Origin of the sequence: Sphingomonas silueang, from assembly GCF_040049155.1 — a bacterium.
In the GTDB taxonomy this organism is placed as follows: Bacteria; Pseudomonadota; Alphaproteobacteria; order Sphingomonadales; family Sphingomonadaceae; genus Sphingomonas; species Sphingomonas silueang.
In genome coordinates this window covers 151913-166000 of the sequence record NZ_JBDZDK010000005.1, presented here as the reverse complement: position 1 = coordinate 166000, position 14088 = coordinate 151913, and the positions used below count along the sequence as shown (strand labels likewise).

Annotated in this window: 14 protein-coding genes, 1 tRNA gene and 1 other annotated feature; of the genes, 9 read left to right on the top strand and 6 right to left on the bottom strand. The window is 69.8% G+C overall.

Features of this window, described 5'->3' with window-relative positions; translation table 11 throughout:
* Nucleotides 1–94: 94 nt before the first annotated feature.
* On the bottom strand, nt 95–664 hold the full coding sequence (locus ABLE43_RS07515) for a PRC-barrel domain containing protein (RefSeq protein WP_348977861.1): 570 nt from the start codon (nt 662–664) through the stop codon (nt 95–97).
* Between the two features lie 173 nt (nt 665–837).
* On the opposite strand from ABLE43_RS07515, the gene ABLE43_RS07510 reads away from it, so the two are divergent.
* The 4 genes from ABLE43_RS07510 (at nt 838) to ABLE43_RS07495 (ending at nt 5277) form a co-directional block, all read left to right on the top strand.
* Nucleotides 838–2130, top strand: coding sequence for a 3-methyl-2-oxobutanoate dehydrogenase (2-methylpropanoyl-transferring) subunit alpha (locus tag ABLE43_RS07510; protein WP_348977860.1), 1293 nt, complete (start codon nt 838–840; stop codon nt 2128–2130).
* 10 nt (nt 2131–2140) lie between these two features.
* Nucleotides 2141–3145, top strand: coding sequence for an alpha-ketoacid dehydrogenase subunit beta (locus tag ABLE43_RS07505; protein ID WP_348977921.1), 1005 nt, complete (start codon nt 2141–2143; stop codon nt 3143–3145).
* A gap of 6 nt (nt 3146–3151) precedes the next feature.
* Complete coding sequence (locus ABLE43_RS07500; protein ID WP_348977859.1) at nt 3152–4522, top strand: dihydrolipoamide acetyltransferase family protein; 1371 nt, start codon at nt 3152–3154, stop codon at nt 4520–4522.
* 62 nt (nt 4523–4584) lie between these two features.
* Entirely contained in the window at nt 4585–5277 is a 693-nt protein-coding gene (locus ABLE43_RS07495; protein WP_348977920.1) for a DUF4163 domain-containing protein, read from the top strand.
* A 139-nt stretch (nt 5278–5416) separates the two neighbouring features.
* Here ABLE43_RS07495 and ABLE43_RS07490 read toward each other — a convergent pair whose 3' ends face one another.
* A complete protein-coding gene (locus ABLE43_RS07490) occupies nt 5417–7186 on the bottom strand; it encodes a DUF885 domain-containing protein (protein ID WP_348977858.1) in 1770 nt (589 codons plus the stop codon).
* Nucleotides 7186–7902 carry a uracil-DNA glycosylase gene (locus ABLE43_RS07485; protein ID WP_348977857.1) on the bottom strand — a complete coding sequence of 239 codons (717 nt, stop codon included), beginning with the start codon at nt 7900–7902 and terminating at the stop codon, nt 7186–7188. Before ABLE43_RS07485 ends, ABLE43_RS07490 begins: the two co-directional genes overlap by 1 nt.
* Before the next feature lie 22 nt (nt 7903–7924).
* On the opposite strand from ABLE43_RS07485, the gene folK reads away from it, so the two are divergent.
* The 4 genes from folK (at nt 7925) to ABLE43_RS07465 (ending at nt 10023) form a co-directional block, all read left to right on the top strand.
* Nucleotides 7925–8401 carry a 2-amino-4-hydroxy-6-hydroxymethyldihydropteridine diphosphokinase gene (gene folK, locus ABLE43_RS07480; protein WP_348977856.1) on the top strand — a complete coding sequence of 159 codons (477 nt, stop codon included), beginning with the start codon at nt 7925–7927 and terminating at the stop codon, nt 8399–8401.
* 17 nt (nt 8402–8418) lie between these two features.
* A tRNA-Lys gene (locus tag ABLE43_RS07475) sits at nt 8419–8494 on the top strand.
* 25 nt (nt 8495–8519) lie between these two features.
* A complete protein-coding gene (locus ABLE43_RS07470) occupies nt 8520–9149 on the top strand; it encodes a phosphatase PAP2 family protein (RefSeq protein WP_348977855.1) in 630 nt (209 codons plus the stop codon).
* A gap of 49 nt (nt 9150–9198) precedes the next feature.
* A complete protein-coding gene (locus ABLE43_RS07465; RefSeq protein ID WP_348977854.1) occupies nt 9199–10023 on the top strand; it encodes a MipA/OmpV family protein in 825 nt (274 codons plus the stop codon).
* Nucleotides 10024–10029: 6 nt separating this feature from the next.
* On the opposite strand, the gene ABLE43_RS07460 is transcribed toward ABLE43_RS07465, so the two are convergent.
* Nucleotides 10030–10806, bottom strand: a complete 777-nt coding sequence (locus tag ABLE43_RS07460) for a hypothetical protein (protein ID WP_348977853.1) — start codon at nt 10804–10806, stop codon at nt 10030–10032.
* Nucleotides 10807–10876: 70 nt separating this feature from the next.
* Nucleotides 10877–10932, top strand: a sequence feature (sul1 is cis-regulatory element that is thought to sense ions involved in sulfur or methionine metabolism; They are found in Alphaproteobacteria).
* A gap of 67 nt (nt 10933–10999) precedes the next feature.
* On the opposite strand from ABLE43_RS07460, the gene ABLE43_RS07455 reads away from it, so the two are divergent.
* Nucleotides 11000–12496: a SulP family inorganic anion transporter gene (locus tag ABLE43_RS07455; protein WP_348977852.1), complete on the top strand. Its 1497-nt coding sequence runs from the start codon at nt 11000–11002 to the stop codon at nt 12494–12496.
* Between the two features lie 9 nt (nt 12497–12505).
* Here the strand turns inward: ABLE43_RS07455 and rnc are convergent, their stop codons facing one another.
* Both rnc and lepB read right to left on the bottom strand, forming a co-directional pair.
* The gene (gene rnc / locus ABLE43_RS07450; RefSeq protein ID WP_348977919.1) at nt 12506–13216 is read right to left on the bottom strand and encodes a ribonuclease III; all 711 of its coding nucleotides are present in this window, start codon (nt 13214–13216) and stop codon (nt 12506–12508) included.
* Nucleotides 13171–13998, bottom strand: coding sequence for a signal peptidase I (lepB, locus tag ABLE43_RS07445; protein WP_348977851.1), 828 nt, complete (start codon nt 13996–13998; stop codon nt 13171–13173). The genes rnc and lepB overlap by 46 nt, the downstream gene beginning before the upstream one ends.
* Between the last annotated feature and the right edge of the window lie 90 nt (nt 13999–14088).

Genomic DNA, 14088 nt, shown 5'->3' with positions numbered 1-14088 from the left:
TGGAGGGGGGTATCCTCCGGATGCAACGTCAGCATGCGTGGATAGCCCCCTCCACCAGCCTTCGGCTGGTCCCCCTCCCCGTACCGGGGAGGACCTAGAGGCGTTCCGGCCAGCGGCCCGCCGGTACCGACCGTTTCGCGCGGATCGCTTCGCCGCCGAGTTGCGTCCGCACCCCGTCCGCCCCAAACACAAGTTCCTCCGGTCCCAGCGCGTGGAGCGTCTCGCCGACGCCGCCGACGCCGCCGGTGCTGACCACCACATAGGCGATGGCGTTGTCACCGCAGCCAAGCATCGCATCGACGATGGTGCCGACGCCTTCCCCATCGGGCCCCGTCAGTCGCGCGCCGATTACCCCGCCCGCTGCGTAGAGCGACGGCACCGCCGCCGCGGCACTCGCGTCGGCGGCGGCGTGGCTGCCCTTGTCGTAGGTCGCCTGCCGGCCGAGCCAGCGCCAGATGCCGATCAGGTTCACGATCGTCAGAAAGCCGTTGGACAGGACGAGATTGGTCTGCCCGCTCGACAGTCCCACGATCGTCCACGCGACCGAGCCGACCGAGAACACGACGAAGCCCCAGCCCGTAACGCGCGCGCCGAGATTGGCGGCGGTCATCATCGCCGCGATCATCGTGGCGGCAGGGGCGACCCAGCCCGCGATCTCGTCCAACCTGCCTCTCCTAACGGTTTCAACGGGATACGGGTGAAGCGCCCGGCGGTTCCGACGAAAGATGCGGGACGGACGCAACCACCCCCTCGCCAAGTCCGTTGAAATTATATAACAAGCATTTGTAACGAGTCTGCGCGACCGGGAACCGGCGACGCAGGGTACATGGAGAGTGCATGACCGGCGAACGTCGCCCCAACCTGCCGCGCCTGGCGCTGCACGTGCCCGAGCCGAAGTTCCGCCCCGGCGACACGGTGGACTTCGCCGATGTGCGGGTGCCTGCCGCAGGGGCACAGCCCCGCCCGGATACCGCGGCGCAGCCCGACAGCTTCCATGATCTGGCCTATACGCTGGTCCGGGTGCTCGACGAGCAGGGGCAGGCGGTCGGTCCGTGGAACCCGCGCCTGTCGCCCGACACGCTGCGGCGGATGCTGCGCCACATGGCGATGGTCCGCGCGTTCGACGAACGGATGTTCCGCGCGCAGCGGCAGGGCAAGACCAGCTTCTACATGAAGTGCACCGGCGAGGAGGCGATCGCGGTCGCGGGCACCATGGCGCTCGACCGCGACGACATGACCTTTCCCAGCTATCGCCAGCAGGGTATCCTGATCGCGCGCGACTATCCGCTCACCGAGATGATGAACCAGATCTACTCGAACCGCGGCGACAAGTTGCAGGGCAAGCAGCTGCCGATCATGTATTCGGCGAAGGACCATGGGTTCTTCTCGATCTCGGGCAATCTGACCACGCAATATCCGCAGGCGGTCGGCTGGGCGATGGCGTCGGCGTCGAAGGGCGACACGCGCATCGCCGCGACGTGGTGCGGCGAGGGCAGCACGGCGGAGGGCGACTTCCACTCCGCGCTGACCTTCGCCACCGTGTACCGCGCGCCGGTGATCTTCAACGTGGTCAACAACCAGTGGGCGATCAGCAGCTTCTCCGGCTTCGCAGGCGCGGAGGCGACGACCTTTGCCGCGCGCGCGATCGGCTATGGCATCGCGGGCCTGCGCGTCGACGGCAATGACGCGCTGGCGGTCTATGCCGCCACCGCCTGGGCCGCGGAGCGTGCGCGGTTGAACGCCGGGCCGACGCTGATCGAGCATTTCACCTATCGTGCCGAGGGGCACTCCACCTCCGACGATCCCAGCCAGTATCGCTCGGCGGGCGAGCCGACCGCATGGCCGCTGGGCGATCCGATTGCGCGGCTCAAGGCGCATCTGGTGGCGATCGGCGAATGGGATGACGAACAGCACGCGGCGATGGATCGCGAGGTCGCGGAGCAGGTGCGTGCGGCGCAGAAGGAAGCGGAGGCCAACGGCATCCTCGGCCACGGACTGCATCAGCCGCTCGACACGCTGTTCGACGGCGTGTTCGAGGACATGCCGTGGCACCTGCGGGAACAGCAGGCGCAGATGCTGGCCGAGGAGGATGCCTCCGGCCGACCCTGGGCGCGCAAGGAGGGCCACTGACATGGCGCGGATGAACATGATCCAGGCGATCAATTCCGCGATGGACGTGATGATGGCGCGCGACGCGGGCGTCGTCGTGATGGGCGAGGACGTCGGCTATTTCGGCGGCGTGTTCCGCGCGACCGCGGGGCTCCAGTCGAAATACGGCAAGACGCGGGTGTTCGACACGCCGATCACCGAATGCGGCATCATCGGCGTCGCGGTGGGGATGGGGGCATACGGCCTGCGCCCGGTGCCCGAAATCCAGTTCGCCGACTATATCTACCCCGCGCTCGACCAGCTGGTCAGCGAGGCGGCACGGCTGCGCTATCGCTCGGGCGGGGAATTCACCGCGCCGATCACGGTGCGCTCGCCGTTCGGCGGCGGCATCTTCGGCGGGCAGACCCATTCGCAGTCGCCGGAGGGCATCTTCACCCATGTGTCGGGCATCAAGACGGTGATCCCCTCGACGCCCTATGACGCCAAGGGGCTGCTGATCGCCGCGATCGAGGATAACGACCCGGTGCTCTTCTTCGAGCCCAAGCGCATCTACAACGGCCCGTTCGACGGCAACTGGGACCGCCCGGCGCAGAACTGGTCGAAGCATGCGGGCGGCGATGTGCCGGAGGATTATTACCGCATCGAACTGGGCAAGGCGAAGGTCGTGCGCGAGGGGCAAGACCTGACGATCCTCACCTATGGCACGATGGTCCATGTCGCGCAGGCGACCGTCGAGGCGGCGGGCGTGGATGCCGAAATCCTCGACCTGCGCACGCTGGTGCCGCTCGACATCGACGCGATCGAGGCGTCGGTCAGAAAGACCGGGCGCTGCATGATCGTGCACGAAGCGACGCGCACCGGCGGCTTCGGTGCCGAACTGTCGGCGCTGGTGCAGGAGCGCTGCTTCCACCATCTCGAGGCGCCGATCGAGCGCGTGACCGGGTTCGACACGCCGTACCCGCACAGCCTCGAATGGGCCTATTTCCCGGGGCCGGTCCGCATCGGACAGGCGCTCAAGAAGATCATGCAGGACTGAACCGCCATGGCACGTTTCTCTTTCCGCCTGCCCGACATCGGCGAAGGCATTTCCGAGGCCGAGATCGTCGCATGGCATGTCGCCGTGGGCGACCGCGTCGAGGAGGATGGTCGGCTCGCCGACATGATGACCGACAAGGCCACCGTCGAGATGGAAACCCCGGTCGCGGGCACCGTCGTCGAACTGGCGGGCGAACCGGGCGACCAGATCGCGATCGGATCGACGCTGGTGGTGATCGAGACGGCGGAAGAGGTGGTGCAGCCCGCCGAACCGGAGCGGGTCGAGGCGGAGAATCTGGGCGTGGAGGAGGGCGCAGCCTCTCCCGAGACGGAACCGCAAAATCCTCCCCGGGACGGGGAGGGGGACCATGCGCAGCATGGTGGAGGGGGAGCGCAGCCGGACGCACCACCCGCCGTATCCTCCCGACCGGTGCCGCAGGAGGCGCACCCCCTCCACCATCCGGCTGCGCCGGACGGTCCCCCTCCCCGTGCCGGGGAGGATCATAGAGTCCTTGCCTCGCCCGCCGTGCGCCAGCGTGCGAAAGACCTCGGAATCGACCTCGCCTCGGTCCGCCACGACGGCCCGCACGTCCGCCACGCCGATCTCGACGCCTATCTCCGCTACGGCAACGCGCAGGGCTATCATGCCGCCAACGCCAGCCGTGCGCGCCCCGACGAGACGGTGAAGGTCATCGGCATGCGCCGCCGCATCGCCGAGAACATGGCCGCCGCCAAGCGCCACATCCCGCACTTCACCTATGTCGAGGAGATCGACGTCACCGCGCTGGAGGCGATGCGCGCCGACCTGAACGCGGCACGGGGCAGTCGCCCGAAGCTGACGATGCTGCCGCTGCTGATCGTCGCGATCTGTCGCACGCTGCCCGACTTCCCGATGCTGAACGCGCGCTACGACGACGAGGCGGGCGTGGTAACGCGGTCGGGCCGGGTGCATCTCGGCATGGCGACGCAGACCGATGCCGGGCTGATGGTGCCCGTCATCCGTGACGCGCAGGACATGAACCCGTGGATGCTGGCGAGCGAGATCGTCCGGCTGGCCGATGCCGCGCGCACCGGCAAGGCGAAGTCCGAGGAACTGTCGGGCGGCACGATCACCATCACCTCGCTGGGGCCGCTCGGCGGGATCGCCACCACGCCGGTCATCAACCGCCCCGAAGTGGCGATCATCGGCCCCAACCGCATCGTCGAGCGCCCGGTGTTCCGCGCGCGGGCGGGCGGCGGTGAGGAGATCGTCAAGGCCAAGCTGATGAACCTGTCGATCAGCTGCGATCACCGCGTCGTGGATGGGCATGACGCCGCCAGCTATGTTCAGGCGTTGAAGCGGCTGATCGAAACGCCGGTGCTGCTGTTCGCCGACTGACCCGTCCGGTCATCGCCGGTACAGCCGCCCCGGCATAGCCATGGTTGCAGGAGGTACCGTTGATGCGGATGACGGCGATGGTGTTGGTAGCGGCGCTGGCGGCCCCGGCGGCGGCGCAGGGCACGGCGGACTATGACTTCACCTACCGCTATCCGCCGCAGGCCGCGCGCATCGCACCGCTGAAGGCGTGGCTGGAGGCGGACAAGGCGAGGCTGCGTACCGCCACCGCGCGCGATGCCGCGGAGGATCGGCAGGAGGCGAAGCGCGGCGGTTTCCCGTTCCGCAAGTACGAGACGCAGCGCGAATGGAAGCTGGTGACGGACACGCCGCGCTTCCTGAGCCTGTCGTCGCAGCTCTATACCTATACCGGCGGTGCGCATGGCGGGACGGCCTCGGGCGGCATGGTCTGGGACAAGCGTGCCGGGCGGCGGCTGGACCCCAGGGCGCTGTTCGTGTCGAACGCGGCGCTACAGGCGGCGGTGATGCCCGCGTGGTGCAAATGGATGGTTGCCGAACGCAAGCGCCGGGTGGGCGTGGGGGCAGACCAGATGTTCGGCAAGTGTCCAGCGATCAAGGACGTGACGGTGCTGCTCGGATCGTCCAACGGGCGCGCGTTCGACCGGATCGGGGTGATCGCCGACCAGTATCTCGTCGGCTCGTACGCCGAGGGGCAGTATGAGACGACGCTGCCGGTGACGGCAGCGGTGCTGCGCGCGGTGAAGCCCGAATATCGCGCGGCGTTCGTAGCGCGGTAAAATCCTCCCCGGCACGGGGAGGGGGACCGTCGCCGAAGGCGATGGTGGAGGGGGGTATCCGCAGACGCGACGATTGCGTTCGCGGGCAACCCCCTCCACCATGCTGCGCATGGTCCCCCTCCCCGTGCCGGGGAGGATATCAGGCGATCGCCTCGCCGAACATCAGCGCCCGCACATAGCGCACCGGCGGAGAGCCGTGGGAGATCACCGCGTCGTTGTAGCGCATCAGGTCGAACTTCGCGCCCGCGCGCCGCTCTGCCTCGCGGCGCAGGTCCATATGCTCGCTGTAGCCGACGAAATAGCTCGGCAACTGGGTCGATCCCAGCCGCGCGCGGGTCCATTTGCCCGCCGCCTCGCGCTCCTGCTGGAACGCGCCGCGCATCATCATGTCCATCGCGCTCGCCTCCGACAGCCCCTCGGTATGGATGCCGATATCGAGCAGCGCGTTGGTGATCGATCGCATCCGCATCTTGAGGACGGTCAGCTTGAACAGCGGATCGCCGTCGAGATAATCGGCATCGGCCATCAGCCGCTCGGCATAGACCGCCCAGCCCTCGACGAACGGCCCCGACGACAGCACGGCGCGCAGCACCGACCGGTTCTCGTTGCTGTGCGCGATCTGGAGGTAATGCCCCGGCATCGCCTCGTGAATCGACAGGTCGTGGAGCATATAGTCGTTGTATTCGCGCAGGAACGAGGTCGCCTGCGCATCGGTCCAGTCCGCCGGGATCGGCGAGACGGCGTAGAAGGTGCCGAGATGCTTTTCGAGCGGCCCCGGACTGTCGCAATAGGCGACGGCGACGCCCTGCTGGAACTTGGGCATCTCGATGATCTCGACCGGGGTGGCGGGCACGCGCACCAGCTTCTTCTCGCGGACGAAGGCGGTCGCGGTGGCCAGCGTCGCGCGCGCCTTGGGCATGACCTGCGACCGGGTGGGGCGGCGGGCATAGGTCATCTCCAGCGCCGCCTCGATCGCCTTCTGCTGCTGGGCCGGGGTCGGGCGGGGCGGGGTGGCGGGTGCGCCGGGGCGACCGCGCAACACCCGGCGGGCGAGATCGTACATCTCGGCGCGGGTTTCGCTCGCCGCGCGGGTGGCGCGCGCCTTGATCTCGGCACGCGACAGCGGCGAGACGAGCGCGAACTTCAGCTTCTGGTCGTACAGCGCCGCGCCCAGCCGGAAATCGCCCCCGGCGGCGGGGACCAGCACCGTGTCGAGCCAGCGCTGCTGTTCGGCCACCGCGCCGCGCAGCGTCTCCACCGCCCGGTCGAATCGCGCCCGGTCGGCGCGCGACAGGCCGTCCTTATGGGGTGCCAGCATCGTGTCGACGATCTGGAGGATGCCGCCGTTCTGCTTGGCGACCGTGGTGGCGAAGATCGCGGGCACCCGCGCGGGCACGATGCTCTCGCGCATCTGCGCGTACATCGCGGGCACCTGTTCCATGCGCAGCGTCGCCGAGCGCAGCCGGTCGGGCCAGGGCGCGAAGTCGCGCGCCGCCAGCGCATACAGCCCGCCCGAGATGGTGCCGTTCGCCCCCTGCGGGTCCCACGCGAAGGGTTGCAGCACCTCCAGCGTCCACAGCTGATAGCGCAGGTCGTTGTCGAGCAGCGCGGCATCGACCTGATCGTCGCGCGACAGGGCGCTGCGATCGATCCGCCCCAGTTCGTCCAGCGTCGCACGCAGGAAGGCGGCATCGCGCGCGCGCCCCGCCGCCGACAGGTCCTCGACTTCCCCGTCATGCGCGTGGTTGCCGAGCGCGGTGGCATAGCCCGGATGCAGCTTCGCCATGCCGTCCAGATAGCGCGCCGACAGCCGGGCGAAGTCGCCCGCCGCCCCGGATTGCGCGACGGCGGGGATCGCGCGCGCAAGCGGTGCCAGCGCCATCAGCGCGACGAAATGGCGGCGGTACATCAGGCGTCATCCCCCTCGTTCAAGACGGCCACGCTATCGTCGGCCACGGCGGGTACAAGCGGAATCATGGGTTCACCGCGCAGTTCGATCGCGCGGGCGAAGACGGCGGCGAACATCTCAGGCGTCAGCCGCCCGGTGTTCTGGTTGTAGCGCGAGCAGTGATAGCTGTCGATCAGCACTACCCCGCCCGGCATCCGGTGTTCCGCCAGATGGGCGAAGCGCGCCTTGGGCAGCCGTCCGCCCAGCACCTTCACCGCCGACTGGTGCGCGATGGCCCCCAGCGCGACGACGACCCGCAGCGACGGCATCGCGGCCAGATCGGCGTCGAGGAACGGGCGGCAGGTGCGGATTTCCTCGGGCGTCGGCCGGTTCTCGGGCGGCAGGCAGCGCACTGCGTTGACGACGGCGATGCCGCGCGGGACCGGGCCGTCCTCGGCGCGGCCGGTATAGCTGCCGTCCGCCAGCCCCGCCGCGACCAGCGTGTCCCAGAACAGCGGCCCCGACCGGTCGCCGGTAAAGGGGCGACCGGTGCGGTTCGCCCCCTGCAATCCCGGCGCGAGGCCGACGATCGCGAGCCATGGGTCGACATCGCCCAAAGGCGGGACGGGCGCGTTCCACCAGTTGGGATGTTCTTCGCGCAAGGCTTCGCGGAGGGTGACGAGGCGGGGGCAGCGCGGGCAGTCACGCGGCGGGGCGGCGGGGGTGGCGGTTTCCATCGGCAGGCGATAGGCGCGGGCGGTGACGACCTCAACCTATGCCATCGCCATCGGATCGAACCGGCGCGGGCGGCACGGCGCGCCGGTCGCCGAAGTCCGTGCCGCGATCGCCACGCTGGAGGGCGTGCGCGCGGTCGCGCCGATCCTCGCCAGCGCGCCGCTCGGCCCCTCGCTGCGCCGCTACGCCAATACCGTCGTGTTGCTCGACAGCCCGCTTCGGCCCGATGCGCTGTTGCGGCGGCTGAAGGCGGTCGAACGTCGCTTCGGGCGCAGGCGGGGGCGGCGCTGGGGCAGCCGGGTGATCGACCTCGACATCGTCGCGTGGGGCGGGGGGTGCTGGCGCTCGCCCGGGCTGGTGGTGCCGCATGTCGCGTTCCGCGAGCGCGACTTCGTGCTGCGGCCCTTTGCGGCCATCGCGCCCGACTGGCGCGATCCGGTGAGCGGGCGGACGATCGCGCAGCTGCGCCGCCTGCTTGACCAGCCCCGCCCGCGGGCTTAGGGGGCCGGGTTCGGGATGGGCCCGTAGCTCAGTTGGTAGAGCAACGGACTTTTAATCTGTAGGTCTCGGGTTCGAATCCCGACGGGCTCACCATTTCCCCTTGCCGGAGGCTGCCGCCATGGCGCTTCGCCTGCTGTTGATCGGCGTCGCCGTCGTGCTGGTGCTGCTGGCCGTCGATGTCCGCGCGGGGGCGGTGTTCGCGCTCGACCGGCATCTGATCCTCGCGCTGCGCCATGCCGACGGGGTGCCGGTGGGATCGGCGAAGTTCGCTTCCGCCGTACGCGACGTGACCGCGCTCGGCGGTGCGACGGTGCTGACCATGGCGGTGGCGCTCGTCGCCGCGATGCTGGCCGGTGCGCGGCGGTGGCGCGCGGCGCTGCTCGTGGTCGCGGCGACCGGGCTGGGTTGCTGGGCCAACAGCCTGCTCAAGGCCTTCGTCCACCGCGCCCGCCCCGACATCGTGCCGCACATGATGGACGAGACCTCCGCCAGCTTCCCGAGCGGCCATGCGGCGCATTCGGCCATCGTCTATCTGACGATCGCGCTGCTGGTGCTGCCGATGCTGCGGCATCGCGCGACGCGGGCGGTGACGGTCGGCGCTGCCTGCCTGCTGGTGCTGCTGATCGGGATGAGCCGGGTGTATCTGGGCGTCCACTGGCCGAGCGACGTGGCGGCGGGGTGGCTGTTCGGGACGCTGTGGGCGATCGGCTGGTGGCGGATCGAATTGCGCCTGTTCCCGCGGGGTTGACGCCGGTCGCCGTCGCGGGCCACCCAGGTCTGAGCGACGGGAGGATGCGATGCGGGTGATGACGGCGATGCTGCTGGGTGGGTTCATCGCGGGCCCGGCATGGGCACAGGATGCACCCCCGCGCGGGACCGGTCGCCCTGCCGCCCCCGAAGGCTGGAGCGTGACGATCGGCGCGGCCCCGGTGCTGAGCCCCGCGTGGCAGGGATCGCGCGACATGGCGCTGTCGATCTTTCCCGACCTGCGCGTCAACTACGGCGACGTGCTGTTCGCGTCGGTGCCGGACGGGATCGGCTGGAACGCGGTGAACGCCGACGGCTGGCGCGCCGGGCCGCTCGTCAAGATCCGCTTCGGCCGGGACGAGCGCGACGGCGGATCGCCGTTCCTGATCGCGGGCGGCAGCGACGCGCTGGAAGGCATGGGCAATATCAGGGCGGCGGGCGAGGCGGGCGGCTTCGTCGAGAAGACGCTGGGCCCGTGGCGGCTGCGCGGCGAGGTGCGGCAGGGCTTCGGCGGGCATCGGGGGCTGGTGGGCGACGCCTCGGCGGCATGGCGCGTGCGACAGGGGCGCACGGCGTTCAGCATCGGTCCGCGCCTGACCGCCGCGAGCGGGAATTTCCAGCGGACCTACTTCGGGATCGATGCGGGCCAGTCGGCGCGTACCGGGCTCGCGCGCTATGCGCCCGGCGGCGGGCTGGTGTCGTACGGCGTCGGCGGCAGCGTGGTGCGCCCGATCGACCGGCGACAGGCGGTGACGCTGTTCACCGGGCTGGACCGGCTGGCGGGCCCGGCGGGGGATTCGCCGCTGGTACGCGAGCGCGGGCGGCGGACGCAGTTCACGCTCGGGATCGGCTACGGCTTCCGTTTCGGGCTGTAGTTCGGTTCAGCGCAGCGCGGGCGTGCCGCGCGCCTCCGCCCGGCGCAGCAGCGCCAGCGCTACGGCAGAGATCACCAGCGCTGCCGCCAGCGCCACGGCAAAGGCGACCGCCCCCGCCTGCTGCCCGCCCGCCGCATAGATGGCGGACAGCGCCCACAGGAACACGACCGCATAGGGCAGGTTGCCGTTGCCCCGGACGATCGCGACGGCGGCGATCAGCCCGCCGACGATCAGCACCCCCGCCGCGATGCCGGGGGTGATCGATCCGCCGTCGACCCCGTAGAAGCGCAGCGTGGCGGCGATGTTGACGATCGAGGCGACGGTCAGCCAGCTTGCCAGTGCGCTGAGCGGCACCATCGCGCCCCAGCGCTGTACCGGGGTAAAGGGGTGGGGCCGGTGCGCGAAACCGCGGTAGCAGGACAGCAGGCAGGCGAGCGTGAACAGGATGATGACCACCGACGGCAGCGCGAGGCCATAGACCTGGGTATAGGCCGCCCATAGCGCATTGCCGAGGAACGCGCCCGCCGCGGGCAGCCGCAGCGGCGCGAACAGCGGATCGTCGCGGCGCGCGGGCAGTGCCTGCACCACCGCGAACACCAGCGACCCGAAATACAGCACGCCCCAGATCGAGAACGCCCAGCCCGCCGGGGTAACGAGCGTGCGCACCGCATCCGACTGTTCCCCGATCGGTCGCCCGATGCCGAGGAACGGCAGCGTCGGCGTCGCGATCTGGAGCAGCGCGAACAGGATCGGCAGGGCGCGGGAGAAGGGGGCGGCGGTCATGGCGCTGACAACCCGCGAGGGTCGTGCGGGTTGCCTTGGATCGCGCGGCGCCGTATGGCGCGGCCATTCGCAAGGACCCGGTGAAACTCCGGGTGGCTATTCCGGCCGCCGATCCGCCGGACAACAACACGCACCCGTTTCCTCTGCGTACCGCCCCATGGGGCGGTGCCGCGTGCCCTGTTGTGGAATTTCCATGTCATTCGATTTCGCATCCTACCGCCGCCAGTGGTTCACCGACGGCGCGACCGCCCGCCGCGACGTGTTGGCGGGCATCGTCGTCGCGCTGGCGCTGATCCCCGAGGCGATCGGCTTTTCTATCATCGCCGGGGTCGATCCGCGCGTCGGGCTGTACGCATCGGTCGCGATCGCCGTCACCATCGCGCTGATCGGCGGGCGGCCCGGCATGATCTCCGCCGCGACCGCCGCCGTCGCGGTCCTCGTCGGCCCGCTGGTGCGCGAGCATGGCGTCGAATATCTGTTCGCCGCGACGATCCTGATGGGGCTGATCCAGATCGCCGCCGGGCTGCTGCGGCTCGACCTGCTGATGCAGTTCGTGTCGCGGTCGGTCATCACGGGCTTCGTCAACGCATTGGCGATCCTGATCTTCGTGGCGCAGCTGCCCCAACTGACCGGCGTCGGTTGGCAGACCTATGCGATGGTCGCGGGCGGGCTGGCGATCATCTACGGCGTTCCGCGCATCACGCGGGCGGTGCCCTCGCCGCTGGTCGCGATCCTCGTGCTCAGCGCGATCGCCATCGGTTTCGGCGTGCCGGTCCATACCGTCGGCGACATGGGGCGCTTGCCCGAGGGGCTGCCCGCCTTCGCATGGCCCAAGGTGCCGCTGACGCTGGAGACGCTGCGCATCATCCTGCCCTATGCGGTGACGATGGCGGCTGTCGGGCTGCTCGAATCGCTGCTGACCGCGCAGATCGTCGACGACCTGACCGATAGCGACAGCGACAAGCGGCAGGAGTGCGCCGGGCAGGGCGGGGCGAACATCGTCGCCGCACTGCTGGGCGGCATGGGCGGGTGTGCGATGATCGGCCAGTCGGTCATCAACGTCACCTCGGGCGGGCGGACGCGGCTGTCGACCTTCGTCGCGGGCGCGTTCCTGCTGTTCCTGCTCGCGGTGCTTGGGCCGTGGGTCGGGCGGGTGCCGATGCCCGCGCTGGTCGCCGTCATGGTGATGGTGTCGATCGGGACGTTCAGCTGGAACTCGATCCTGAACCTCAGGCGGCATCCGCCGACCTCGTCGATCGTGATGCTGACGACGGTGGTCGTCGTCGTCGCGACCCGCGACCTGTCGCTCGGCGTGCTGGCCGGGGTGCTGCTGTCGGGCATCTTCTTCGCCGGCAAGGTCCGGCGGATGTTCGCGGTCGAGCGCGATCTGTCCGCCGACGGTGCACGGGCGACCTACCGCGTCAGCGGCGAAATCTTCTTCGCGTCGGTCGATCGCTTCACCGGCGCGTTCGCCGGGGCCGACGATGCGCGGGAGGTGCGGATCGACGGGTCGGCGGCGCGCTTCTGGGACATTTCCGGCGTCGGCGCGCTTGACAAGATCGTCGCGCGGCTGCGGCGCGAGGGGCGGCATGTCGAGGTGGTCGGATACGACCGGGCGAGCGCCGACCTGATCGATCGCTTCGCGCTGCACGACAAGACCGGGGTAGAACTGGGGCTGGCCCCGCACTGACGCGAGGGATCAGCCCCCCAATTGCGCCAGCAACGCCTTGGCCGCCGCCGTCTCCGCTTCCTGCTTCGACGTGCCGGTCGCCTCGACCGCCGCCAGCTTGCCGATCGTCACGCGCACGGTGAAGCGCGGCGCGTGGCCGGGGCCGGACTTGTCGACGATCACATATTCGGGCGCGCGGCGGTTGTGCGCGGCGGCCCATTCCTGCAGCGCGGATTTGGGGTGGCGCGGCACCTTTAGCTGCGCATCGATCCGCCCCGCCCACAGCCGCCGGACCAGTTCGGTCGCGGCGGCATGGCCGTGGTCGAGATAGAAGGCGCCGATCAGCGCCTCCATCACGTCGCCCAGCACATTGTCGCTGTCGCCCGCGCCGTCGTCGCGCGCCTGTTTGCCGAGCTTCAGGTGCGGCACGACGCCGATCCCGCGCGCGATCTCGGCACAGACCGCGCCGGTGACGAGCGCGTTGAACCGTTTGGACAGCGCGCCCTCGCTCTCCGCGGGAAAGCGTTCGTAGAGCCATTCGGCGACGGCGAGGCCGAGCACCCGGTCGCCGAGGAACTCGAGCCGTTCATAGGTCGCCGCCGCGGTGCTGCCGTGCGTCAGCGCGCGGGCATAATCGTCGATCCGGGTCGGCGCGCGGCCCAGCGCCGCCGCGACCCAGCCGTCCAGCGCGCCGCTCAGAAGGTTTCCCCGATCCGGCCCCAGCGCGCGGCGCTCACCCACGTCCACGGCAGCAGCCAGTTGGCCGAACCGTCGGTCGAGAAGAAGTTCACCACCGCCTTGCCCTCGATATTCTCGAGCGGCACGATGCCGATCCCGCCGCCTTCGCGCGCGGGGAAGCGGCTGTCGGCGCTGTCGTCGCGGTTGTCGCCCATCAGGAAGGCGTGACCGGCGGGCACGGTGAACACGCCGGTGTCGTCCGCCTCGGTCGTGCCGAGGTCGAGCACGTTGTAGCTCTTGCCGCCGGGCAGCGTCTCACGGAACTGCGGATAGGCGCAGACCGGACGCTCGGCGACGACGCGGCGGAATTCCTCCATGCAGTCGGTGTTGGGCGACACCGGCACGACGAAATCGGCGATGCGCTGCTTCGGCACGGCGGTACCGTTCAGGAACAGCTGGCCGCCGCGCATCTGGATCGTATCGCCGGGAATGCCGATCACGCGCTTGATGTAATCCTGTCTGGCGGTCGGCGGCGCCTTGAACACCACCACGTCGCCGCGCGCGGGCGTGCGCGGCAGGATGCGCCCGGGGATCAGCGGCATGCTCCACGGCAGCGAGTGGCGCGAATAGCCGTAGTTCCACTTGGTGATGAACAGATAGTCGCCGATCAGCAGCCGCGGCTGCATCGACCCGGAGGGAATCGAGAAGGGCGAGAACAGGAACGAGCGGATCACGAACACCACGATCGCCAGCTTCAGCAGGAACAGCAGCAGGTCCGCCCCCTCCGAACGCTTCGGTTTGGCGGGTGCGGTTGCGGGAGTCGCGGGGGCGGGATCGAGTGCCATGGAAGCGTCCATGCTTGGGGCGGGCGGGGTGCGTCAAGCGGGATGCTTGCAGTTAGACGCTGGACCTGCCCCCGGTATCGGTCCTAGGGC

Coding starts and splice junctions, on each gene's coding strand:
- lepB (WP_348977851.1), bottom strand. CDS start 13,998: ATGGCACTCGATCCCGCCCCCGCGACTCCCGCAACCGCACCCGCCAAA.
- ABLE43_RS07470 (WP_348977855.1), top strand. CDS start 8,520: ATGGCGCTTCGCCTGCTGTTGATCGGCGTCGCCGTCGTGCTGGTGCTG.
- ABLE43_RS07485 (WP_348977857.1), bottom strand. CDS start 7,902: ATGGAAACCGCCACCCCCGCCGCCCCGCCGCGTGACTGCCCGCGCTGC.
- ABLE43_RS07495 (WP_348977920.1), top strand. CDS start 4,585: ATGCGGATGACGGCGATGGTGTTGGTAGCGGCGCTGGCGGCCCCGGCG.
- ABLE43_RS07455 (WP_348977852.1), top strand. CDS start 11,000: ATGTCATTCGATTTCGCATCCTACCGCCGCCAGTGGTTCACCGACGGC.
- ABLE43_RS07490 (WP_348977858.1), bottom strand. CDS start 7,186: ATGTACCGCCGCCATTTCGTCGCGCTGATGGCGCTGGCACCGCTTGCG.
- ABLE43_RS07500 (WP_348977859.1), top strand. CDS start 3,152: ATGGCACGTTTCTCTTTCCGCCTGCCCGACATCGGCGAAGGCATTTCC.
- ABLE43_RS07510 (WP_348977860.1), top strand. CDS start 838: ATGACCGGCGAACGTCGCCCCAACCTGCCGCGCCTGGCGCTGCACGTG.
- ABLE43_RS07460 (WP_348977853.1), bottom strand. CDS start 10,806: ATGACCGCCGCCCCCTTCTCCCGCGCCCTGCCGATCCTGTTCGCGCTG.
- ABLE43_RS07505 (WP_348977921.1), top strand. CDS start 2,141: ATGAACATGATCCAGGCGATCAATTCCGCGATGGACGTGATGATGGCG.
- ABLE43_RS07465 (WP_348977854.1), top strand. CDS start 9,199: ATGCGGGTGATGACGGCGATGCTGCTGGGTGGGTTCATCGCGGGCCCG.